The 21,733-nt window shown below is 70.9% G+C and carries 23 protein-coding genes; 9 read left to right on the forward strand and 14 right to left on the reverse strand.

Annotation, left to right across the window (positions count from 1 at the left end; all coding sequences use genetic code 11):
- Nucleotides 1–75 precede the first annotated feature (75 nt).
- From BCF74_RS10795 to BCF74_RS10825, 7 genes are all read right to left on the reverse strand, one after another.
- Complete coding sequence (locus BCF74_RS10795; RefSeq protein WP_106297966.1) at nt 76–831, reverse strand: SDR family oxidoreductase; 756 nt, start codon at nt 829–831, stop codon at nt 76–78.
- Nucleotides 832–845: 14 nt separating this feature from the next.
- On the reverse strand, nt 846–1,553 hold the full coding sequence (locus BCF74_RS10800; protein ID WP_106297967.1) for a histidine phosphatase family protein: 708 nt from the start codon (nt 1,551–1,553) through the stop codon (nt 846–848).
- Nucleotides 1,550–2,659: a phosphotransferase family protein gene (locus BCF74_RS10805; protein WP_106297968.1), complete on the reverse strand. Its 1,110-nt coding sequence runs from the start codon at nt 2,657–2,659 to the stop codon at nt 1,550–1,552. Before BCF74_RS10805 ends, BCF74_RS10800 begins: the two co-directional genes overlap by 4 nt.
- Nucleotides 2,656–3,444, reverse strand: coding sequence for an SDR family NAD(P)-dependent oxidoreductase (locus BCF74_RS10810; protein ID WP_106297969.1), 789 nt, complete (start codon nt 3,442–3,444; stop codon nt 2,656–2,658). Before BCF74_RS10810 ends, BCF74_RS10805 begins: the two co-directional genes overlap by 4 nt.
- A complete protein-coding gene (locus BCF74_RS10815) occupies nt 3,441–4,709 on the reverse strand; it encodes an acyl-CoA dehydrogenase family protein (protein WP_106297970.1) in 1,269 nt (422 codons plus the stop codon). Before BCF74_RS10815 ends, BCF74_RS10810 begins: the two co-directional genes overlap by 4 nt.
- 93 nt (nt 4,710–4,802) lie before the next feature.
- The gene (locus tag BCF74_RS10820; RefSeq protein WP_106297971.1) at nt 4,803–5,639 is read right to left on the reverse strand and encodes a crotonase/enoyl-CoA hydratase family protein; all 837 of its coding nucleotides are present in this window, start codon (nt 5,637–5,639) and stop codon (nt 4,803–4,805) included.
- 24 nt (nt 5,640–5,663) lie between these two features.
- Nucleotides 5,664–6,860 carry an MFS transporter gene (locus tag BCF74_RS10825; RefSeq protein WP_106297972.1) on the reverse strand — a complete coding sequence of 399 codons (1,197 nt, stop codon included), beginning with the start codon at nt 6,858–6,860 and terminating at the stop codon, nt 5,664–5,666.
- Between the two features lie 100 nt (nt 6,861–6,960).
- Between BCF74_RS10825 and BCF74_RS10830 the strand changes: the two genes are divergently transcribed.
- Nucleotides 6,961–7,935, forward strand: coding sequence for an NADPH:quinone oxidoreductase family protein (locus tag BCF74_RS10830; RefSeq protein WP_106297973.1), 975 nt, complete (start codon nt 6,961–6,963; stop codon nt 7,933–7,935).
- Nucleotides 7,936–8,044: 109 nt separating this feature from the next.
- Here BCF74_RS10830 and BCF74_RS10835 read toward each other — a convergent pair whose 3' ends face one another.
- Together BCF74_RS10835 and BCF74_RS17735 are read right to left on the reverse strand one after the other, a co-directional pair.
- Nucleotides 8,045–9,499 carry a YhgE/Pip family protein gene (locus BCF74_RS10835; protein ID WP_245889305.1) on the reverse strand — a complete coding sequence of 485 codons (1,455 nt, stop codon included), beginning with the start codon at nt 9,497–9,499 and terminating at the stop codon, nt 8,045–8,047.
- A complete protein-coding gene (locus tag BCF74_RS17735) occupies nt 9,424–10,044 on the reverse strand; it encodes a YhgE/Pip domain-containing protein (protein ID WP_245889306.1) in 621 nt (206 codons plus the stop codon). The genes BCF74_RS10835 and BCF74_RS17735 overlap by 76 nt, the downstream gene beginning before the upstream one ends.
- Before the next feature lie 93 nt (nt 10,045–10,137).
- Between BCF74_RS17735 and BCF74_RS10840 the strand changes: the two genes are divergently transcribed.
- Complete coding sequence (locus BCF74_RS10840; protein ID WP_106297974.1) at nt 10,138–10,716, forward strand: TetR/AcrR family transcriptional regulator; 579 nt, start codon at nt 10,138–10,140, stop codon at nt 10,714–10,716.
- A gap of 7 nt (nt 10,717–10,723) precedes the next feature.
- On the opposite strand, the gene BCF74_RS10845 is transcribed toward BCF74_RS10840, so the two are convergent.
- The gene (locus BCF74_RS10845) at nt 10,724–11,743 is read right to left on the reverse strand and encodes a Y-family DNA polymerase (protein WP_106297975.1); all 1,020 of its coding nucleotides are present in this window, start codon (nt 11,741–11,743) and stop codon (nt 10,724–10,726) included.
- Between the two features lie 72 nt (nt 11,744–11,815).
- Between BCF74_RS10845 and BCF74_RS10850 the strand changes: the two genes are divergently transcribed.
- Complete coding sequence (locus BCF74_RS10850) at nt 11,816–13,900, forward strand: NAD(+) synthase (RefSeq protein ID WP_106297976.1); 2,085 nt, start codon at nt 11,816–11,818, stop codon at nt 13,898–13,900.
- 28 nt (nt 13,901–13,928) lie between these two features.
- On the opposite strand, the gene BCF74_RS10855 is transcribed toward BCF74_RS10850, so the two are convergent.
- Nucleotides 13,929–14,576 carry a TetR/AcrR family transcriptional regulator gene (locus BCF74_RS10855; protein WP_106297977.1) on the reverse strand — a complete coding sequence of 216 codons (648 nt, stop codon included), beginning with the start codon at nt 14,574–14,576 and terminating at the stop codon, nt 13,929–13,931.
- Between the two features lie 314 nt (nt 14,577–14,890).
- Between BCF74_RS10855 and BCF74_RS10860 the strand changes: the two genes are divergently transcribed.
- Nucleotides 14,891–15,829 carry a hypothetical protein gene (locus BCF74_RS10860; protein WP_146132936.1) on the forward strand — a complete coding sequence of 313 codons (939 nt, stop codon included), beginning with the start codon at nt 14,891–14,893 and terminating at the stop codon, nt 15,827–15,829.
- A gap of 95 nt (nt 15,830–15,924) precedes the next feature.
- A complete protein-coding gene (locus BCF74_RS10865; RefSeq protein ID WP_106297979.1) occupies nt 15,925–17,205 on the forward strand; it encodes an endonuclease in 1,281 nt (426 codons plus the stop codon).
- Nucleotides 17,206–17,212: 7 nt separating this feature from the next.
- On the opposite strand, the gene BCF74_RS10870 is transcribed toward BCF74_RS10865, so the two are convergent.
- Nucleotides 17,213–17,689, reverse strand: a complete 477-nt coding sequence (locus BCF74_RS10870) for a GNAT family N-acetyltransferase (RefSeq protein ID WP_106297980.1) — start codon at nt 17,687–17,689, stop codon at nt 17,213–17,215.
- Nucleotides 17,690–17,724: 35 nt separating this feature from the next.
- Between BCF74_RS10870 and BCF74_RS10875 the strand changes: the two genes are divergently transcribed.
- Together BCF74_RS10875 and BCF74_RS10880 are read left to right on the forward strand one after the other, a co-directional pair.
- Nucleotides 17,725–18,126 carry a PPOX class F420-dependent oxidoreductase gene (locus BCF74_RS10875; RefSeq protein ID WP_106297981.1) on the forward strand — a complete coding sequence of 134 codons (402 nt, stop codon included), beginning with the start codon at nt 17,725–17,727 and terminating at the stop codon, nt 18,124–18,126.
- Nucleotides 18,123–18,473, forward strand: coding sequence for a DUF952 domain-containing protein (locus BCF74_RS10880; protein ID WP_218279250.1), 351 nt, complete (start codon nt 18,123–18,125; stop codon nt 18,471–18,473). The genes BCF74_RS10875 and BCF74_RS10880 overlap by 4 nt, the downstream gene beginning before the upstream one ends.
- Nucleotides 18,474–18,590: 117 nt before the next feature.
- On the opposite strand, the gene BCF74_RS10885 is transcribed toward BCF74_RS10880, so the two are convergent.
- Nucleotides 18,591–19,496, reverse strand: coding sequence for a LysR family transcriptional regulator (locus BCF74_RS10885; RefSeq protein ID WP_106297982.1), 906 nt, complete (start codon nt 19,494–19,496; stop codon nt 18,591–18,593).
- An 82-nt stretch (nt 19,497–19,578) separates the two neighbouring features.
- On the opposite strand from BCF74_RS10885, the gene BCF74_RS17350 reads away from it, so the two are divergent.
- On the forward strand, nt 19,579–19,749 hold the full coding sequence (locus tag BCF74_RS17350) for a hypothetical protein (protein WP_170070218.1): 171 nt from the start codon (nt 19,579–19,581) through the stop codon (nt 19,747–19,749).
- A 91-nt stretch (nt 19,750–19,840) separates the two neighbouring features.
- Here BCF74_RS17350 and BCF74_RS10890 read toward each other — a convergent pair whose 3' ends face one another.
- Nucleotides 19,841–20,770, reverse strand: a complete 930-nt coding sequence (locus tag BCF74_RS10890; RefSeq protein ID WP_170070219.1) for an SGNH/GDSL hydrolase family protein — start codon at nt 20,768–20,770, stop codon at nt 19,841–19,843.
- Between the two features lie 127 nt (nt 20,771–20,897).
- Between BCF74_RS10890 and BCF74_RS10895 the strand changes: the two genes are divergently transcribed.
- The gene (locus tag BCF74_RS10895) at nt 20,898–21,641 is read left to right on the forward strand and encodes a DUF1345 domain-containing protein (RefSeq protein ID WP_170070220.1); all 744 of its coding nucleotides are present in this window, start codon (nt 20,898–20,900) and stop codon (nt 21,639–21,641) included.
- Nucleotides 21,642–21,733 lie beyond the last annotated feature (92 nt).

Consider the following 21,733-nt stretch of genomic DNA (forward strand, 5'->3'; position numbering starts at 1 on the left):
TATTGCGCACAGTTCGCATGCGAGCGCCAGCGAGCCTGCGAGCTGTGCGCAATACGTCGCAAGAACGGGCCGGGGTCAGGTGAGCTTGCGGACGACGCCGAGGGGTAGGTGACGCATCGCGGTGCCGAGGGGCTTCCATGGCCAGGCCGGGACGCGGGCCGAGTCGACGCCCTTCTCGATCGCCTCGACGATGCCGCGAACTCCCTCTTCGGTGCCGACCATGAACCTCGTCTGCTGGGCGACCTTCTCGTTCATCTCCGAGCGGATGTAGCCGGGATAGATCGTCGTCACGGTGATGTCGAGGTCGGGCTTGCCGAGCATCTCCGACCGGATCCCCTCGGCGAGCGCCGCGACCCCGGCCTTCGTCGCGGCATACGTCGTCATCGTCTTGGGCATGCCGCGCATCGCGGACATCGACGAGATGACGACGAGGTGACCGCGCTTCGCCTCACGGAACAGCTCCATCGCGGCCTCGCACTGCGCGAGCGCGCCGACGAAGTTCGTCATCGCCGTCTCGCGGTTCGCGTCGTAGCGGCCGGTGCCGATGGGCGCACCCTTGCCCAGGCCGGCGTTGACGACGACCCGGTCGAGCCCACCCAGCTCGTCCGCCAGCGAGCGGAACACCCGGAACACCGCGTCATCGTCGGTGACGTCGAGTGCCGCGATCGCGACGCGCCGATCCGGCTGTGCCGCAAGGATCTCGGCGCGCAGCTCCTCGAGTCGTTCGGTGCGCCGGGCGCACAGCGCGAGGTCGTTGCCGGCGGCGGCGAGCTGGCGGGCGAGCTCGGCGCCGATGCCGGAGCTGGCCCCGGTGATGAGGGTGGTGGTCATGTCGGCAGTGCTCCTCAGCGGGTCGTGAGCAGGTCGGGGACCCGCTCGAGATGGGTCGTGTCGTTGAAGGTCCGCAGCACCGGGCGGCGGGCGGCCCCGCCGTCCCCGGCGCCGACGGACACGGTCGTGAGTGAGGCGTTCGCGAGCACCCGCTGCAGCGCGGTCCACGTCGGCGCGCCACCGTCGAGCAGCGACGCGGCCACCCAGGAGATCGCCCCCGCGGAACTGACGACGACCGCCGTCTCCCCCGGCCCCAGCTCGTCGGCCACCTCGCCCAGCCCGCCGAGGACCCGCTCACCGAACGCCGCGAACGGCTCCCCGTAGTCGGCGTCGTTCTCACCCGCCACCCAGCGCTGCGTCGCCACGGCATACATCTCGTCGAAGGCCGCGCGCGGCCGCAGCGTGCGTGCCATGTCCGCCTTGAGCAGGGTCATCGAGCGGTATGCCGGTTTGTATGCCGTGAGGATGCTCGCGTGGTCGTACTCGTCCCAGCCGGGTCGGGTCTGCGGCGTCAGGTCCCAGCCGGCGGCCTCGACGAGCCCGGTCGCGGTGTCGCGCTGGCGCTCCATCGTGCCGGAGACGACGAGCGTCGGCGCGAGGTCGCGTGTAGCGAGCTCGGCACCGACGATGCGCGCCTGTTCGCGCCCGAGGTCGGAGAGCTTGTCGTAGGCGCGCTTGCCCCAGGACGCCTGGCCGTGCCGGACGAGGACGATCCGGCTCATCTCCCGCCCTTCGCGCGCGATCCAGCACGCCGCTCCTGCCAGCGGTACCTCGCGATGAGCCACCGGCAGCGCAGGTCGAGGTAGCGGACGAGCCAGCGCATCTGCTTGGCCTTGGGGTTGTGCGTCTCACCGCGGTAGGAGCGCAGGTAGATCTGCTGCGCGATCACGGCGAGCCGGAAGAGCCCGAAGACCTCGTAGAACGCCCACCGCCGCGCGTCCATCTCGATGCCCATCGCGGCGCAGTAGTAACGGACCGCCTCGACCCGGCCGAGCATCCCCCGCTCGTGGGTCGGTTGCAGCCGAAGCCGCTTGGCGACGGGGTCGCTGTCGGCCTCGATCCAGTAGGCCATCGCGCCACCGAGGTCCATGAGCGGGTCTCCCACCGTCGCCATCTCCCAGTCGAGGATGCCGACGACGCGCGTCGGGTCAGCGGGGTCGAGGACGAGGTTGTCGAAACGGAAGTCGTTGTGGATGAGGACCTGCGCGACGTCGTCGGGCTGGTGCTCGGCGAGCCAGGCCATCGTCGAATCGAAGGACCCGACGTCAGGCGTGCGCGCCTTGCGCAGCCGCGCCGACCAGCCCGACACCTGCCGCTCGACGTAGCCGGGTCCGCGGCTGAGGTGCCCGAGCCCAGCCGCCTCGACGTCCACGCTGTGCAGCGCCACGAGCGTGTCAAGAGCGTTGCGGCACAATAGGTTCACGTCCTCCGACGTCATGCCCAGGGAATCCGGGATGTCCCGCCGCAGGATCGTGCCGTCGATGCGCTCCATGACATAGAACTCCGAGCCGATGACCGACTCGTCCCCGCAGTACGCGACGATTCGCGGCACCGTGTCGAGCACCCGACCGAGACTCGCCTGGATGTCGCTCTCCCGGCGCATGTCGTGCGCCCCCTTGGCCTTGGTCCCCGAAGGCGGGCGCCGGAGAATGAGGTCGCGGCCGGCATACCGAAGCAGGTAGGTGAGGTTCGACGCACCCCCGGTGAACTGCCGCACCTCCGGAACCCCGTCGAGACCCGGCTCACCAGAAGCGTTGTCCCGCAACCATTGTGCGAGCGCCTCGACGTCGAAGGCGTCCTCGTCGCGGACCGGTGACCCGTCGCTCACGTGCGCGCCTTCCGCGCGAGCCGCTTGCCGGCGTTCGTCGCGACGAGGTTGTATGCCGGCCGCGCGAGTCGCTTGGCCCAGTAGGCCTGGTGGCCGATCCGGTCAGTGAGGATGATCCGCTTGTGCCGGTCGATGCCCTTGAGGACGATCTCGGCGACCTCGTCGGCGGTCATCGACGCCTTGGTGATGAGCTTGACCGCGGTCTCCTCCATCGCCGTGTCCTTGCCCTGCAGGGACTGGTGCAGGTTGGTCTTGAAGAAGGCGGGACAGACGGCGGAGACATGGATGTTCCACGGCGCGAGCTCGAAGCCGAGGGTCTCGGACAGGGCGACTACCCCGGCCTTGGCCGCGTTGTAGGACGACATGCCGGGGCCGTGGATGAGACCCGCGAGCGAGGCGGTGTTGACGATGTGGCCCGAACGCTGCTCCTTGAGCAGGGGGGTGAACGTCTGGCAGCCGCGCACGACCCCGAGGAGGTTGACGTCGAGGACCCGCTCCCAGTCGGCGATGGACTCGACGTCGATGCGTCCGCCCGTCGCTACGCCGGCGTTGTTGACGAGGACGTCGAGGCCGCCCCACGTGTCGCGGACGTGGGCGAGGGCGGCGTCCCAGTCCTGCTGGCTGCGCACGTCGAGCCGCACGTAGTCGACGCCGGCCGGCACCGAGTCGGGACGCGTGTCGGCGAGGTCGGCGACGAGCACGGAGTCGCCGCGTGCGAGGAACGCGTTCGCGAGCGCGAGGCCGAGGCCGGACGCTCCGCCGGTGACGAGGACACGACGGCTCATGAGCGGCTCGCCTTCTCTGCGTAGGGGTGGAGGAGGATGCGGGCGACGACGCCGAGGTGGACCTCGTCCGGACCGTCGGCGAGGCGCAGCGACCGCGCGCCCGAGTAGGCCGCCGCGAGCGGGAAGTCCTCGGACATCCCTGCCCCGCCGTGCAGCTGGATCGCCATGTCGATGACGTCGCACGCCATCTGCGGCACGACCGCCTTGATCTCGCTGACCTCGCTCAGCGCGCCGAGCGAGCCCTCGGTGTCGAGCTTCCACGCGGCGTGGTGGACGAGGAGGCGCGCCTGGTTGATGGCGATGCGGGCCTTGGCAAGCCGCTCGCGGTTGCCGCCGAGGTTCGCGATCGGCTTGCCGAAGGCGGTGCGCGTCGTCGACCGTTCGCAGGCGAGCTCGAGGGCCCGCTCGGCGAGGCCGATGAGCCGCATGCAGTGGTGGACGCGCCCGGGTCCGAGCCGTCCCTGCGCGATCTCGAAGGCGCGACCCGGCCCGGCGATGATGTTCGTGACCGGCAACCGCACGTCGGTGAGCGTCACCTCGCCGTGCCCGATGGGCTCGTCATAGTGGCCGAGCGCCGAGAGCATCCGCTCGATGCGCACGCCCGGGTGGTCGAGCGGCACGAGCACCATCGAATGGCGGGAGTGCCGCGACGCCTCGGGGTCGGTGACGCCCATGAAGATGCCGACCTTGCAGTCCGGGTTCCCCACGCCGGTCGACCACCACTTGCGGCCGTTGAGCACGACCTCGTCGCCGTCGATCGTCGCGGTGGACTCCATGTTCGTCGCGTCGGAGGAGGCGACGCCCGGCTCGGTCATGAGGAACGCGCTGCGAATCCGCCCGTCCAGCAACGGTTCCAGCCATTCGGCCTGCTGCTCCGGGGTGCCGTACTTGAGCAGGACCTCCATGTTGCCGGTGTCCGGTGCGTTGCAATTGAAGATCAACGGCGCGAGCGACGAGCGACCCATCTCCTCGGCGACCGGGGCGTAGTCGGCGTTCGACAGACCGGTGCCGCCATCGGTGCCGAAACGAGCGGCGTACGGACCCTCGTGCCCCGCGGGGAGGAAGAGGTTCCACAGCCCCTGCGCGCGCGCCTTGCCCTGCAGCTCGGCGACGAGTGGGTGCGCCGGCCACGGGTCCTCACCTCGGGCACGACGCTCGGCGACGTCGGTCGCGATGACCTGCTCGGCGGGTTCGATCTCGGTGTCGATGAACGCGCGGACGCGGGCGGCAAGGTCGCGGGATCGCTCGGACGGTGCGAAGTCCATACCGACAACCTATGGTAAGCGCCCGCTTAGTGGCTAGTGCTCTCGGTCACCCTCCAGCGTGTGGAGGCGTTCAATTGGTGAGTTTTTCTCGTCTCAGCCGCGGGGGTCCAGACCTGCACGGCGGCGGTATGCCGGTCGCTCGCCGGTCGTGGCCGCGCGCCGGGCCTCGGCGGTGTTGGCATTGACGAGCAGCCGCGCCTGCTCGAACCGCTCGCGCGCGAACGTCCGCCGCGCCCCGGCCACCCACGTCCGGTCGAAGAGCCGCTTCGCCGCCGCGACCGAGTCCGGCGACCGCTCGGTGATGCGCTCCGCGAGAGCCAGCGCACCGGCATACGGGTCGGCGTTCTCCTCGGTCGCGAGACCGAGCCGCACCGCCTCAGCGCCCGAGATCGTCTCGCCGGTCATCGTGAGCCGCTTCGCGACGTCGATGCCGACGAGCTGCGAGAGCGCTTGGATGCCGGACATGTCGGGGACGAGCCCCCACTTCGCCTCGAGGACGCTCCAGCGCGCGTCCGGCGTCGTGATGCGGATGTCGGCCGCGAGCGCGATCTGCAGGCCGCCGCCGAGGCAGTGGCCGTGGACGGCGGCGATGACCGGCACCGGCACGCGACGCCATGACCAGCACGCCTCTTGGAAGGTGTTCGTGCCCCGCCATGGCCGCGGCAGGAAGGCGGCGGCGACCCGATTCGGTTGTCGCAGAACGGTTCCGAAGTCGAGACCGGCGCAGAACGCGTCACCCTCACCGGACAGGATGACCGCGCGCAGTGACCTGTCGCCACGGAGCCGGTGTGCGGTCGCGACGAGCTGGTCGAGGGTGTCGAGGGTGAGGGCGTTGAGCTTGTCCGGCCGGTTGAGCGCGACGTGTGCGATGCCCGACTCGATGCGGCTCGTGACGAGGGGGCCTGGCGTGGCTGCGGCGACATCCGTCATGCCGCCGACTCTAGGCCGCGACGGTCAGTGCCCGACCGGGGCTGTGACGCGCGCCCGCTGGTCCGAACGGTGCTTGATGAGGCTGAGGCCGAGGACACCGGCGCCGAGAACCGAAAGACCGGCCCCGACCCAGCTCGGCGCGGTGTAGCCGTACCCGCCCGCGATGACGACACCGCCGAGCCAGGCGCCGAGGGCGTTGGCGAGGTTGAGCGCGGCGTGGTTGCTCGCGGCGCCCAGCGTCTGCGCGCGTCCGGCGACCTGCATGAGCCGCAGCTGGAGGTTGACGACGAGCACGCCCGCAAGGACGGAGGAGAGGAAGTAGAAGAAGACCGCCGTCGGCCACCACTGCGCGGTGAGCGCGAACGCCACGAGCGTCGCACCCATGCCGACACAGCCGATGGTGATGGAGCGCAGCACCGACCACTCGCCGAGGCGGCCGGCGAGCGGCGTGCCGACGAGCCCGCCGATGCCGGAGGCCAGCAGGAAGAGCGGGACGGCGCTCGCCTCGAGCCCGGTCACGTCGGTGACCGTCGGAGCGATGTAGCTCGCCATCGCGAACATGCCGCCGAAGCCGATCGCGCCGACGAGCAGGGTCAGCGCGACCTGCGTCGTCGCGAAGTCCCCCAGCTCGCGCCGGATCGTCGACTCGATGTCGCGGTCGATGTGCGGCACGAAGGCGACGAGCAGCCCGACGGTGAGCACTCCGAGGACGGCGACGAGCCAGTAGGCCGCCTGCCACCCGAGGTGCTGCCCGAGCCAAGTGGCACCGGGCACGCCCGCAACGTTGGCGATGGGGATGCCGAGCATGACCCGGCTCACCGCGCGCCCGTGCTGGCCGCGGGCCGCGAGGTCCACGGCCACGAGGGCGGCGACACCGAAGAAGGCACCGTGCGGCATACCGGCAAAGAACCGCGAGAGGAGCAGCCAGCCGTAGTCCGGCGCGAGCGCGGTCGCGACATTGCCGACGACGAAGGCGACCATGAGCCCGATGAGCAGCTCGCGGCGCGGCCAGGTCGCACCGAGCACGGCGATGAGCGGCGCGCCGACGACGACGCCCGCGGCATACGCGGAGATGGCGTGGCCGGCGTCCGGGATGGACACCGAGATGCCCGAGGCGATGTCGGGCAGCAGCCCCATCGTGACGAACTCCGTCGTGCCGATGGCGAATCCGCCGAGGACGAGGGCGACGGTCGCGAGGAGGGCATGGCGGGGCTGGGGCACGTCTCAGGATAAGGAGCGAGGACGGCCTGGCATTCCCGGCGCCGACCGGTGGGCCCACGACATCGCGCGGCGCCGCTCCACCACTCCTACGATCGACGGTATGCGCGCTGCACTCGTCACCCGGCTCGACGGTCCCGACGCCGTGGAGGTCACCGACGTCCCCGACCCGGAGGTGCCGGAGGGGCAGGCGCTCATCGAGGTCGCGGCCGCGGGGGTGGCGTTCCCGGACGTGCTGCTCACCCGCGGCGAGTACCAGATCACGCCGCCGCTTCCGTTCGTCCCGGGCGCCGAGGTGTCGGGTTTCGTGCGGGTCGCGCCGGCGGGGTCGGGCCTCGTCGAGGGGCAGCGGGTGGCGGCGTTCCCGTTCCTCGGCGGGTTCGCGGAGCGGGTGGTGTGCGACCCGGGGCTGGTCTGCCCGCTGCCGGACGGCGTGACCTTCGACGCGGGGGCGGCGCTGCCGATGAACTACCTCACCTGCCACTTCGCGCTGCGGCTGCGCGGCCGGCTCGCCGAGGGCGAGAAGGTCCTCGTCCACGGCGCCGCCGGTGGGATCGGCACCGCTGCGATCCAGCTCGCCAAGGCGTGGGGTGCGAGCGTGTATGCCGTGACGTCCGATCCCGCGAAGGGTGACGTCGCGCGCACGGCCGGGGCCGACGAGGTCGTGCCGGCGGACGGGTTCCGGGAGGCCGTCGCCGACCTCACGTCGGGTCACGGGGTGGACGTCGTCGTCGACCCGGTCGGTGGGGACCGGTTCACCGACTCGCTGCGCTCGCTCGCGCCGCTCGGGCGGCTGCTCGTCATCGGGTTCACGGCCGGCTCGATCCCCGAGGTGCGGGTGAACCGGCTGCTGCTGAACAACCTCGACGTCGTCGGCGTCGGGTGGGGCGCCTACTGGGCCGGGGCGCGGTCGCGGCCGGAGTTCGTGCGCTCGCAGTGGGATGACCTCGTGCCCCTGCTCGAGTCCGGCGCGATCGACCCGGTCATCGGGGAGGTGCGCTCGCTCGACGAGGTGGGCGTGGCGCTGCGCGACATCGACGAACGCCGCGCCACCGGCAAGGTCCTCCTCACCCCCTGACCGCGCGACTGATTGCCCGTTCTGGTCGTTCCCCCCTCCACTGATTGCCCGTTCCGGTACCTCCCCGCTCCACTGATTGCCCGTTCTGGCTGCCGGAACGGGCAATAAGTCAGAAGAGGGTGGGCTGGTCGGCAACCTTCGGAATGGGTATGCCGCTCGCGCGCGTCCGCACGTGCAGCCGCCGCGCCGCCGCGGTCGAGAGCAGCAGCGCCCCAGCACCCCACGCGACCAGCACGGCCACGTCGAGTCCGAGCTTCATCGTCGGCCCGCCGTAGGCGAGGGCACGAAGGCCCTCCACGGCATACGACATCGGCAGCACGTGGTGCAGCCACTGCAGCGGCCCGGGCAGCGTCTCCCACGGGAAGGTCCCGCCCGCGCTCACGAGCTGGAGCACCATGAGGACGAGCGCGATGAACTGTCCGGTGTCCCCGAGCCGCGCCATGAGCCCGTGGATGATCGCCATGAAGCTCATCGACACGAGCACCATGAACGCGAGCATCCACCACGGGTGCGCGAGGTCGATGCCGACGGCGAACCGGACGATGATCCACGTCAGCACCGCCTGAGCGACACCGATGACGGCCGGCGCGAGCCAGCCACCGACCGCGACGGGGACGACCGCCCAACGTGACGTCAGCGCTTCCTCGACGAGCGGGCGCGCCCGGGTGAAGAGGGTGAACCCTCCGATCCACAGCGCGAGCGACAGGAAGAACGGAGCCAGCCCCGCGCCATACGACCCTGCCCGGGCCAGCGCCTCGGAGACGACACCCACGGGCGACCCGACGGTCTGTGCCACGGCCTTGCGCTGGGCGTCGGTGGGGTTGGGGATCTGCTTCGCACCGTCGGCGAGCGACGAGGAGAGTTTCGCCGCTCCCGAGTCGAGCTTGGCGAGGCCGTCGTCGAGGGCCTTGGCGCCCGAGGCCAGCTGGTTGGCGCCCGTGAGGGCCTGCTGCTGCCCGGCGTTCAGCTCCTTGGCGCCGGAGGCGAGCCGCGCCCCAGCCGAGGCCGCGGCGTCGATCCCGGACTCGAGCTCCTTGGACGCGGCGGCGAGCTGGGCGGCGCCGTCGGCCACCTGGTTCGCGCCGGTCGACAGCCGGGTGAGGTCGGCGGAGGTCGACTGCAGGGTGGCGTTGGCGTCGCGGATGGGGGTGCGCAGCTTGGCCGTCTCGGCGAGGACGGCGTCGACCTGCTCGTCGGTGAGCCCGGCCGCGCGCAGCCGCTCCGGCAGGGCCGCGTCGAACGCGTCGAGGTCCTTGGTGAGGTCACTGCCGGCGGTCGCGACCTTCTGGCCCACGTCCGCGATGCGCTTGTTGCCGTCCGCGACCTGACGGGCGCCGTCGGCGAGCTTGGCGGTCTGGCCGGGCAGGGCGTCGGTGCGCTTGTCGAGGGTCGTGAGGCCAGAGCTCAGCTCGGTCGCTCCGGAGGACAGCTCAGCCGCCCCGACCGCGAGCTTCTTCTGACCCGCGGCGAGGTCGGCGGCGCCGCTGCTCAGCTTCGTCGAGCCCGAGTGCGCGTCCTTGGCGCCGGTCGCGAGCTGGGACGCCCCCTTGGCGGCCTCGCCCACCTGGTCGTGGATCGTCGAGAACCGCCGAGCATCTCGCTCGCAGCCGTTTGACTCACCTGCTGCGCCACCGACACCTGCACCTGCTCGACGACCCGGTCGGCAATGGTCCCCGCGAGATAGTTCGTCGCATCGTTGGTGTCGAGCTCGAGGTTCGCGAGCCGCGGCGTGAAGTCCGCACTCGAGGCGAGGTCGGCGCTGAAACTCTGCGGGATCGTGAGGACGAACGCGTAGTCCCCCTCGCGCAGCCCGCGCTGCGCCTCGGCCGCGTCGACCTCGCGCCAGTCGAGGTCACGCGCCTTGAGCAGGGTGTCGGCGACCTCGTCCCCGACCTGGAGCTTCTCGCCGTCCGCGAGCGTCGTCCCGCGGTCCTCGACGACGACGGCCGCCGGCAGCCCGTCGAGGTTCGCGTAGGGGTCCTTGTTCGCATAGAGATACAGCCCGGCATACAGCGACGGGACGACGATCATCGCGGCGAGGGCGACCTTGGCGAGGGTCGTCTCGGTGAGCCGGCGGAGCTCGGTGAGGGCGACGCGGAGGGCGGTCATGGCGGGACCCCTGTGGTCGGGAGACGGCTGTCGATGGTGCTTCCATGATGGGCGGTACTGTGGCGTACCACCGCGGTACGCTACGGTACCACCATGGCCACCACACCTGCGAACCGTTTGCTCGACGCCCTCGCCGAGGCGTTCGTCGAGCAGGGCCTCGCACACACGACGGTCGCCGACATCGCCCGCATCGCGGGCACGAGCAAGCGCACCTTCTACGAGCACTTCGCCTCCAAGGAAGACGCCTTCCTCGCCCTGTATGCCGGCCGCGCCGATGCGCTCGTCGCCGCCATCTCCGCTGTCGTCACCGACCCGACCGCACCCATCGAGGAGCAGGTGCGCGGCGCCGTCCGCGCCTACCTCGACCACCTCGCCGACAACCCGGCACTCGTGCGCGCGCACATGCTCGAAGCCCACTCCCTCGGCCGCACCGGGCTCGACGCGAGACGGTCCCTCATCGACCGCCACGCGGCCTACCTGCGCGGTCTTGTCGACGAGGCGAGCCGGCACCACGACGACGTGCGGCGACTTTCGACGCCCGAGTCGGTCGCCGTCGTCGCCGGGCTCATCGAGCTCACCCTGCGCGCCGTCCTCGACGGCCGGACCCTCAACTCGCGCAGCCAGGTCGACCACGCGTCGAGCTTCATCCTCGACATCGTCCGCGCCGGCTGAGCGCCGGTCAGGCGGGCAGGGCGAGGGCTACGCCGGCCACGACGATCCCGCGACCGTCGTCCTCGTATGCCGTCCGCTCTAGCGCCGCAAGCGCCACACCGACCAGCGTGGCCGGGTCCCGGGTGGGCTCCTCAAGTGCTCCCTGACTGACGAGGGTGGCACCGTCGTCGAAACGGAGGTGCACGTCGACGCGGGTGGCCGGCCGCGGGTCGTCGCCCAAGCGATCGAGCGCGCGAATCACGTTGTGTTGCAACGACTCGCGGACCCGGGAGCGCTGCCGGGTCGGCCTGCCCAGCGAGATCGTCGACGAGACCGACTTGCGAGGGCCGGGCAGCTTCACGGTCGCGTCATCGGTGCCGTCACGGATGGCGACGAGGTTCTTCGCCTGAGGCTTGGCGATGCGGCGTTCGACGAGAGCCTCGACGGTCCAGCCGCAGAGGTCGGCGACGTGGACGATGCCGGCGTCGTGCAGCTTGCCGGCGGTCATGGGGCCCACTCCCCAGAGGTCGGCCACCGGGAGCCGGGGCCGCACCCGCGCCTCGGTGTCGGCATCGACGACGACAAGGCCATCCGGCTTGGCCCGCCGCGAGGCGAGCTTGGCGAAGAGCTTGGCCCGGGCGACCCCCGCCGAAACCGGGAGACCGAGCTCGCGGCGGACGCGGCGCCGCAGGTCCGCGGCGATGCGTCCGGCCTCGTCGACGGAGCCTCCATCGAGAGCGGACACGTCGAGGAACGCCTCTTCCATCGACCCCGGCTCGACGAGCGGCGTGACCTCACGGAACAGCGCCATGAGGTCGGCGCTCACCGACTCATAGGTCTCGCCCCGGAACTCGGCCACAACGAGCTCGGGCCAGCGTCGCAGCGCGTGACGCAACGGCATACCGGCATGAACGCCGAGCGCCCGTGCCTCGTACGACGCACAGGCGACCACCTGCGGACCGACGACGACCGGACGTCCGCGAAGGTGCGGGTCGTCGCGAACCTCGACCGAGACGAAGAACGCGTCGGCGTCAGCATGGATGAGCACTCACCCACCCTCGCACCTGCCCCCGACAGCGCACCCGGCGTCACACGGGCGCGGCTCTGACAGACTCGGACCATGGACTTCCGCAACGCCTACGCGCAGGGTTTCGCCCGCGTCGCCGCCTGCACCCTGCCCGTGACGATGGCCGACCCGATGAGGAACGCCGAGTCCACGATCGAGCAGGTCCGCGCCCTCCACGACGACGGCGTCGCGGTCGCCCTCTTCCCCGAGCTCGGCCTCTCCGGCTACGCGATCGACGACCTCCTCATGCAGGACGTCCTGCTCGACGACGTCGACAGCGCCATCGTCACCATCGCCGAAGCGAGTCGTGAGCTGCGGCCGCTCATCGTCGTGGGCGCCCCGCTGCGGCACGGCAACCGGCTTTACAACTGCGCGGTCGTCATCCGCGGCGGGCACGTCCTCGGGGTCGCGCCGAAGGCCTTCCTGCCGAACTACCGCGAGTTCTACGAGAAGCGCTGGTTCACCCCCGGTGACGACGCCGTCGAGGACTTCATCGTCCGGCCGCACTGGCCCGGCGCCGACGCCGACGGCGAGATCCCGTTCGGCACCGACCTGCTCTTCGAGGCGACCGACGTCCGCGGGCTCACCGTCCACGTCGAGGTGTGCGAGGACATGTGGGTGCCGGTGCCGCCGAGCCACCGGGCCGCGCTCGCCGGCGCGACCGTCCTGCTCAACCTCTCCGCCTCCCCCATCACCGTCGGCCGCGCCGAGGACCGCCACCTGCTCGCTCGCTCCGCGAGCTCGCGCTGCAACGCGGCATACCTGTATGCCGCCGCGAGCGAGGGTGAGTCGACCACGGACCTCTCGTGGGACGGCATGACGATGGTCTACGAGATGGGCGACCTGCTCGGCGAGTCCGAGCGGTTCCCGAGCGGGCCGCAGGCGACCGTCGTCGACGTCGACCTCGACCGGCTGCGCCAGGAGCGGATCCGGCAGGGCAGCTTCGACGACAACCGCAAGACCGAGGGCATCGGCGAGCCCGGCGGTGAGACGTTCCGGGTCGTGCCGTTCGAGGTCGACCCGCCGAGCGGCGACCTCGGGCTGCGGCGCAAGGTCGACCGTTTCCCGTTCGTGCCCGACGACCCGGCGCGGCTGGCCCTGGACTGCTACGAGGCCTACAACATCCAGGTCTCCGGACTTGAGCAGCGGCTGCGCGCCATCGCCACCGACACCTGGCAGCCCAAGATCGTCATCGGCGTCTCCGGCGGCCTCGACTCGACGCACGCGCTCATCGTCGCGGCGAAGGCCATGGACCGGCTCGGCCGGCCGCGCACCGACATCATCGGCTTCACGATGCCAGGGTTCGCCACGTCGAAGGGCACGAAGTCCAACGCGATCCACCTCATGGAGTCACTCGGCATCACGTGGGAGGAGCTCGACATCAAGCCCGCGGCGACGCAGATGTTGCGCGACCTCGGGCACCCGGCCGGCGAGGGCGAGGAGGTCTACGACGTCACCTTCGAGAACGTCCAGGCCGGCCTGCGCACCGACTTCCTCTTCCGCGCGGCGAACCAGCGCGGCGGCATCGTGTTGGGCACCGGCGACCTGTCCGAGCTCGCCCTCGGCTGGTGCACCTACGGTGTCGGCGACCAGATGTCGCACTACGGCGTCAACACCGGCGTCCCCAAGACCCTCATGCAGCACCTCATCCGCTGGGTCGTCTCGACCGACCAGTTCGACGCGTCGGTCAACGAGACCCTCACCGAGATCCTCACCCAGGAGATCAGCCCCGAGCTCGTCCCGACCAAGGAGGGCGAGAAGATCCAGTCCACCGAGGACTCGGTCGGCCCCTATGCGCTGCAGGACTTCACGCTGTACCACGTTCTGCGCAGGGGCTATTCGCCGAGCAAGATCGCCTACCTCGCCGAGCAGGCGTGGTCCGACCCGGCGCGGGGTGACTGGCCGGCGGGCTACCCCGAAGGCGAGCGGCCGGCATACGACCTGAAGACGATCCGGCACTGGCTGGAGGTCTTCGTCAAGCGCTACTTCGCCAACCAGTTCAAGCGCAGCGCGCTGCCCAACGGGCCCAAGGTCGTCGCGGGCGGCACGATGTCGCCGCGCGGTGACTGGCGGATGCCGTCCGACGCCTCCCCCACCGCGTGGCTCGCCGAGATCGAGCGCAACATCCCGAAGCGCTGACGCCCCACCGCCCACCGCACGGATCGGGTCACTCGTCGAGCGGCCCGCTGAGGTAGCGCTGGACGCTCGGGCCGACGAGTGCCACGACCTGCTCCCGCGGGAGGCCGGCGACCGGCTGGATGCGCAGGACGCAGCGCACCATCACCATCCCGAGGAGCTGGGTCGCGGCCAGGCTGGCACGCAGCTCGGCGTCCTCGGTGTCGAGGTGCCGGGCGTAGCTCGCGAGGATCTCGGAGGCGATGAACTCGGTGAAGCTCCGCCGGGCGGCGTCGTCGGTCATGGCGGTGCGGAACATCGTCAGCAGCGCCGGACCGGTCTCTGGGGCCTCCCACAGGTCGAGGAAGGCGCTGACGAGCCGAGCGCCGGCCCGTGCGACGCCGTCGGCGAACGCGCCGTCGATGAGCTCCGCCGGCCGGACGGGGATGTCCATCGCCGCGGTGAAAAGGTCCTGCTTCTTGCCGAAGTAGTAGGGGATGAGCGCGACGTCGACACCCGCAGTGGCCGCGACCCCGCGCAACGTCGTTGCGGCATAACCGGATTCGCTGAACGACGTCCGTGCCGCCTCGAGGATGCGTGCCTTGGTGTCGACGTCGGCGCGCGGACCGGGGCGCCCGGCACGCGGACCGGGGCGCCCGGCACGAGCACGTGGCGTGGAGGTGGAGCGAGCGCGCGGCATGGCTCCAACCTAGTTGTCACTCCCGCGTCGCTCAACAACCGTTGAATTCTCGGCGCCACTCCGCTACGGTGCATTTCAACGTCTGTTGAATCCCTCGAGGAGGAGCACGGATGTCGACCACCAGGCCCACCGGGGACACCCCGGCGTCCACACCACGGCCCCTACCGGAGCACGCACCGAACCACACTCCGGAGCACGCGCCCGAGCCCGCACCGCACCCCACTGGAGATCCCGCGTCCGCCGCCGTGCCGAGCCGGGCACACGCCACGACGTCGGAACACTCCCCGCGCTCGAGCCATCGACCGTCGACGGGCGTGCTACTCGCCGCGGTCCCCGTGACTCTCGCCGCGCTCGTCGGCCTCGTGCTGGTCGCCTTCGGGCTGCCCGCGGTCAAGGCCGCACCGCACGACCTGCCACTCGGCGTCGCGGGCCCCAAGCTCATGACCGAGCAGCTCACTTCTGCTCTGGCACAACGTGATCCGGGGGCTTTCGACGTCCGGGTCTATGACGACGAGGTTGCCCTGACCCGGGCCATCGAGAACCGCGAGGTCTACGGCGGGCTCCTCGCGACGCCGCGTGGGTCGACCGTCCTCACGGCGTCGGCGGCCAGCCCGGTCGTGGCCCAGTCGCTCATCGCGATGGGGACGGAGATCTCGCGCCAGAGCGGAGGGACGGGGACGCCGACCGTGCGCGACGTCGTGCCGCTGACCCGGGACGACCCGCGCGGAGCCGGGCTGGGGGCGGCGTTGCTCCCGCTCGTCATTGGCGCGATCCTGCCTGCCGTCGTGTTCACCCGCTTGGGGGCCTCGCGCCGGGTCATGCTCGCCGCAGGCGCGGTGTATGCCGCGGTGGCCGGCCTGGCGTTCGCCGCGGTCCTGCACTTCGGGTTCGGCAGCATCGCCGGGAACTTCTGGCTCGAGGCAGGCGTGTTCGCCGCGACCATCGGCGCCGGGATGCTCGCGCTCCTGGGGCTGCACCGCGTCCTCGGAATGGTCGGTCTGGGACTCGGCGCCGCCCTCCTCGTCCTCGTCGGGAACCCGCTCTCGGGCGCCCAGTCCGCCCCGGAGTTCCTCGCCTCGCCGTGGCGCGAGATCGGCCAGTCCATGCCGCCCGGCGCCGGGTCGCAGCTGCTGCGCTCGGTGGCGTTCTTCGACGGAGCCGGCGCGAAGGACGCGTGGATCGTCATCGGCGCATGGGCGCTGGCCGGCCTGCTGCTGCTCGCCCTGCCCTCTCGACGACGCTCGGAGGGGTGAGGGCGCGGCAGGGCCGGCGGACTTTGCCGAACCCTTGCCGAACGCTCACCGCGGCTTTGCCCACGCGCCCGTATGCCGGCCGCAGGCTTGTCGCCATGCCCACCTCCCCCTCCCCTGCCTCCTGCGCGCCCGGCCGTGGCCGCGCGGCCGGCCACGGCCTCGCTTCGAGTGCGCGGCCACCACTGCGCTCGCGCACTGTCGCGCTCGTCCTCGTCGCGCTGCTCGCGCTGACCCTCGGCCTCGCCGCCGCCGTTGCCCTGTCCACGGCAACCGCCCGATCCGCCTCTGCCGCAACGCCGCTCACGGTCAGCCAGGCCATCGCGACGCAGAACGGCTCGACCCAGACGGTCCGCGGCTACATCGTGGGCGAGCCGGTCGCGACGACGACGGTCAACCGCAGCAACTTCACCGCCGACTACGCCATCGCGCTCGCCGACTCGGCGAGCCAGACCGACACGACGAAGATGCTCTACGTCCAGCTGACGACGCAGTGGCGCAGCGCCTGGGGGCTGAAGTCCAACCCCGGCAACCTGGGCCGGCTCGTCGACGTCACCGGGCAGCTCACGGCCTACTTCTCGCACCCCGGCCTGAAGAACCCGACCGCCATCACCGCTGCCGGGACGACCGCGAGCCCCACTCCGACCGCGACGGCCACCCCGAGCCCGACACCGACCCCGACCGCGACCGGCGGCACCGGCTACTACGCCGCCGCCGAGGGCAAGACGGGTGCGGCACTGCGCACCGCACTGCACGACATCATCAGCAACCAGAGCGTGCTCACCTACGACCAGGTGTGGACCGCGCTCAAGGACACCGACCAGGACCCGAACAACACCGCCAACGTCATCGAGCTCTACTCCGGCCGCTCGATCGCCAAGACGCTCAACGGCCCCGACCCCGACGACTGGAACCGCGAGCACGTGTGGCCGCAGAGCAAGGGCGGCTTCGGCACGACGCCCGGCCCGGGCACCGACGTGCACGCCCTGCGCCCCGAGGACGTCACCGTCAACGCCGACCGCGGCAGCCTCGACTTCGACAACGGCGGCACGGCCGTCAACCAGTGCTCGGACTGCTGGCGCGACGGCGACTCGTTCGAGCCGCGCGACGCGGTCAAGGGTGACGTCGCCCGGATGATCTTCTACATGGCGATCCGCTACGAGGGCGGCGACGGCTTCGCCAACCTCGAGCCCAACGACGTCACCGGCAACGGCTCGGTCCCCGCCATCGGCAAGCTCTCGACGCTCAAGGCGTGGAGTGCGGCCGACCCTCCGGACGCCTTCGAGAAGCGCCGCAACGAGCGGATCTACGCGCAGTGGCAGGGCAACCGGAACCCGTTCATCGACAACCCGCAGTGGGTCACCTCGATCTGGCCGTGAGGTCTCGTCATCCGCCCAGGGTCGACAGGGCGTCACCGTCCATGCGGAAGACGGTCCACTCGTCCTGCGGCACCGCACCGAGGCTGCGGTAGAACCCGATCGAGGGCTCGTTCCAGTCGAGGACCCACCACTCGAGCCGCTGGTAGCCGCGCTCGACGCACGTGCGCGCCAGGGTCGCGAGGAGCTCACGCCCGAGACCGCTCCCGCGATGCGCCGGCTCGACGAAGAGGTCCTCGAGCCAGATCCCGTTGACGCCGGTCCACGTCGAGAAGGTGAGGTACCAGATCGCCATCCCGACGACCTCGCCGTCGACCTCGGCGACGTGCGCGAACGTCGTCGGTGTCCCGGAGACCGGGAAGAGCGCCATACGGAAGTGCTCCTCGGTCGCTTGGACCGCGTCCGGCTCCTTCTCGTAGATGGCGAGCTCGCGCACGAGTCGCAGGATGGCCGGCACGTCGTCGGGCGTCGCCTCGCGGATGGTCATTCCGTGAGCGTATGCCGCGGGCGTACGTTGGACGTATGCCGTCCACGCGCGTTCCCGCTGACCTGGCCCCGCTGCTCGAGGCTCCGAACTACGGCCACGTCGCGACGGTCCGTCCCGACGGGTCGCCACAGGTGAACCCGATGTGGTTCCTCTGGGACCGCGACACCGACACGATCCGGTTCACGCACACGACGAACCGCGCGAAGTACCGCAACCTGCAGGCCAACCCGGCCATGGCGATGGAGGTGCTCGACCCCGAGAACCCGTACCGGTTCGTCGAGGTCCGCGGCCGGCTCGTCGAGACCGTCCCGGATCCTGAGGGTGCGTTCTACCCGGTGCTCGGGGCGCGCTACGGCAACCCCGAGACGCCGGTGCCGCCGGATGCGCCCGACCGGGTCATCCTCGTCATGTCGATCGACAAGGTCATCGGCAAGTGAGCGTCGGCGGGGATGAGCTGGTCTTCCACGTCACCCGTCCGGCGACGTGGGAGCAGGCGGTCGCCGACGGGGCATTCACCGAGTCGACGCTCGACCGCTCGCTCGAGGAGGAGGGCTTCATCCACTGCTGCGACGCGGTGCAGCTCGACTTCGTGCTGAACGCGTTCTATGCCGGCGTCGACGAGGACCTGCTCCTGCTGACGATCGACCCGGAGCTGCTCGAGTCGCGGCTGGTCCGCGAGGTCGGCGTGCCCGAGACGGGCGAGACGTTCCCCCACGTCTACGGACCGATCAACCCCTCCGCCGTGGTCGAGACCCAGCTCCTCCACCCGCCCCACACCCGGTGAAGAAGTCACCCAATTGAACGCCGGGAACAGCCCCCACCCCGTGAAAAAGTCACCCAATTGAACGCCTAGGGCCTTCACCGCCCACGGGTTCCGACTCGCAGAGCGGAAAGTGGTGAGTCAGGGAACGCGGCCGCGGCGGGCGGGGTGGGTGTTGAGATCGAGCAGCATCTCGAGCAGGCGCTCGGCCGCCGGGTTCGGCCGGGCGGTCTCGCGCACGAGTGCCGAGATCTCACGCATCGGCGTCGGGTCGGTGATGCGCAGCCGCGTCACGTCCGGCGGCAGTGACCGCGCCGCGAGCCGGGGCATGACCGAGATGCCCACCCCGGCCGCCACGAACTGGATGGCCGAGTGGTACTCCTGCGCCTGGACCGTGAACCGCGGCGTGAAACCCGCTGCGGCACAAGCGGACACGACGATCCGGTGCCCGAGCGAGCCCACGAGGTCGTTCGACACCCACGTCTCACTCCGGAGGTCGGCCAGGGCGACGGTGCGCTCGTGGACGAGGTGGTGCCGAGTCGGGATGACCGCGACGAACGGGTCGGTCGCGAGCGGGACCTTCCGATAACCGGGCCGCCCGCCCCCGTCCGGCGGGTCGATGACGATGTCGATGTCGGGGGTGACGTTCCGGCTCGTGACCTCGGTGAGGACGAGCTTGACGGTGATGTCCGGCAGCTCCTTGGTGAGCCGCTTGACCAGACGCGGCATCCACGCCGCGCCTGCCGAGCTGAAGTAGCCGACGGTGAGCCGACCGCTCCGCCCCTCGCGCAGGTCGGCGACGACCGAGTCGAGCCGGCCCCATTGGCTCATCGCCTCTTCGCTCTGCGCGGCGAGCTCGAGTCCGGCCGGTGTGGGCGTGATCCCGCGCCCGGCCCGCTGGAAGAGCACCAATCCGGTCTCGCGCGCGAGCGCCGAGAGGTGCTGGCTCACCGCGCTCGAGGTCAGCCCGAGGTTGTCGGCAGCCGCCTGCACGGAGCCTCCGGCGACGACGGCGCGGAAGACGCTGAGGCGGTGCGGGTCGAGCATGCGCTGATCATACAGTGGTGCTTAACAACCATGTAGCAAAGTCACGTTGTGCTAATGAGTGTGGGTCGCGAGAATTGGCGTCATGATCCCCCGCACGCAGACCTTCCACACCGCCGTCCGCATCGCCGACCGCATCCGCAGCTTCGCCCGCCCCGGCACCTCGGGCTGGAACAACATCCCCGACATGGACCGTGCCCGCACCGGTCACGAGCTCATGGTCGCCCTCCAGTGGGAGCAGCACCGCCCCCGCTGACCCCAAGGCAGCACCGTCCCGAACCGTCCCATGGGGTGAGCTCGGGACACCAGCACCGTCCCGAACCGTCCACTTGGGTGAGTTCGGGACACTAGCGACTTGCGCGCACCTCGCGATCGAGCTCCTGGAGCTCCTCGCGCCGGTCCTCGCGGACGAGTCGCACGACCCGATCCGGGTCGATCCCCGCACGTCGCGCGCCGTCGAGGCTCGGGCCGGACAGCAGGTCCGGCAGCGAGAACGTCGGCGCGTCGCCGCGTCTGGCGGGCCCCTCCTCGACGCGCACTTCGGGCCGGTCGCGCTGCGGCAGCACTGAGGGCTCCACTCCGAATCCCTCAGCCACCAGCCGCGCATAGGCCTCGTGCCCGGCGCCGTTGGGGTGGTAGGACTCCTCGAGCGGCCACCCGACCCCGTTGATCCACTCGACCGCGTCACAGACCGCGTGCCCGTCGAACGCCGCGCGCGGGTCGACGAACCTCGCACCCACCTTCGCGGCCGCCGCGCTGATGACGTCGGCGAGCTCGCCCGTGCCGCGCTCGATGCGCGACATCTCGTGGGGGCTGAAGAAGGTCAGCGCATTGCAGTCCGTGCCGTTGAAGATGACCGGGTATGCCGTGAGCACCAGCTCCGCTGTCGGCGCACCTTCGCGGACGCGCCCCAGGAGGGCGTCGAGCCGCCCGGGCAGCTCCTGGGTCACGAGAGCCGACGCCTCGTCGAGGACCCGGTCGGAGTCGGTCATCCAGGCCGGCTTGGCGCACTCGACGAGCACTGGGACGAAGCCGGCGTCGTTGCCGCCGATGGTCAGGGAGACGTGGGTGGTCTCCGGGCCGAGCGCGGCGACCTGGTCCTCGACGACGTTCGCCACCGTCGCGCCGAGGCACGCCTGGTAGGCGAGGTCCACCCCGAGCGAGCGGGCGACGCTCACGGGATAGCCGGCGAAGGCGCGCCAGCACTCGCTGCGCCCGGGACCACCACCCACGCCCGCGGCATACGAGTCTCCAAGGGCGACATACGGCAGGCTCACGCGACTCATCCAAGCAAAAGCGACCGACGTCGGCCATGCTGAGGACCCATCCACCCACGACTGGTTGCGCACAGTTCGCGTCGTCGTGCGAAGGATGCGCAACCAGTCGGACGAAAGGGAACGGCACGTGGCACGCAGGGCGAGGGAGCCGCACCACTGGGCGGACGACAGCCGACGGGCGTGGGTAGCCGTTGTCGTCTCCGTGACGGTGGCCATCGCCGTGCGGCTCGTCGCGCGCTGGGTCGACTTCGGCGGCGGGCGCGAGGACGACCAGGTCGAAGGGCTGGCGACGGTGCTGACGCTCTTCATCGTCATGCTCGCGACGTACCTCGTGCACACGTGGCGGGTCTTCTCCCGCTACGAGCCCGCGCAGCTCGAAGAGGCGGTCGAGGCGACGACGACGTTCAGCGAACGCAGCGGCTCCCCGCAGCTCGCGCGGGCATTCCACTGGCGGTGGGGGACGGGCGCAGGGTCGTGGCTCGTGACGACCGCGGCGATGAGCCTCTTCGTCGTCGGTGCGCTCATCCTCACCGAACGGTTGAAGGCCAGCCCGGTCCTCGTGCTCGGCTCACTGCTCGTCGTCGCCCTCGCGTGGATGGTCATGGCGGTGAGCGGGACGCTCATGCTCGTGCGCCAGGACCTCGGGCCGAAGGGGCCGGGGCGCGCGCTGCAGTTCCCCGACGACGGCGGTCACGCGTGGGGCGACTACTTCTATCTCGGCATGCAGGTGTGCACGACGTTCTCGACGTCGGACGTGTCGGTGATGACGACGCGGATGCGCGAGGTGATCACGTCGCTCGTCGCGACGGCGTTCGTCTTCAACACGGTCATCGTCGCGATGCTCGTGTCGGTCCTGCTCTCGCAGGGCTGACCGTCGACGACGGACGAGCCCTCAGATGCACTGATTGCCTGTCCCCGGCAGACACCTGCCGGGAACCGGCAATCAGTCGGAAGAAGCGCGGC

The sequence above is a fragment of the Knoellia remsis genome, assembly GCF_003002895.1.
GTDB lineage: Bacteria > Actinomycetota > Actinomycetes > Actinomycetales > Dermatophilaceae > Knoellia > Knoellia remsis.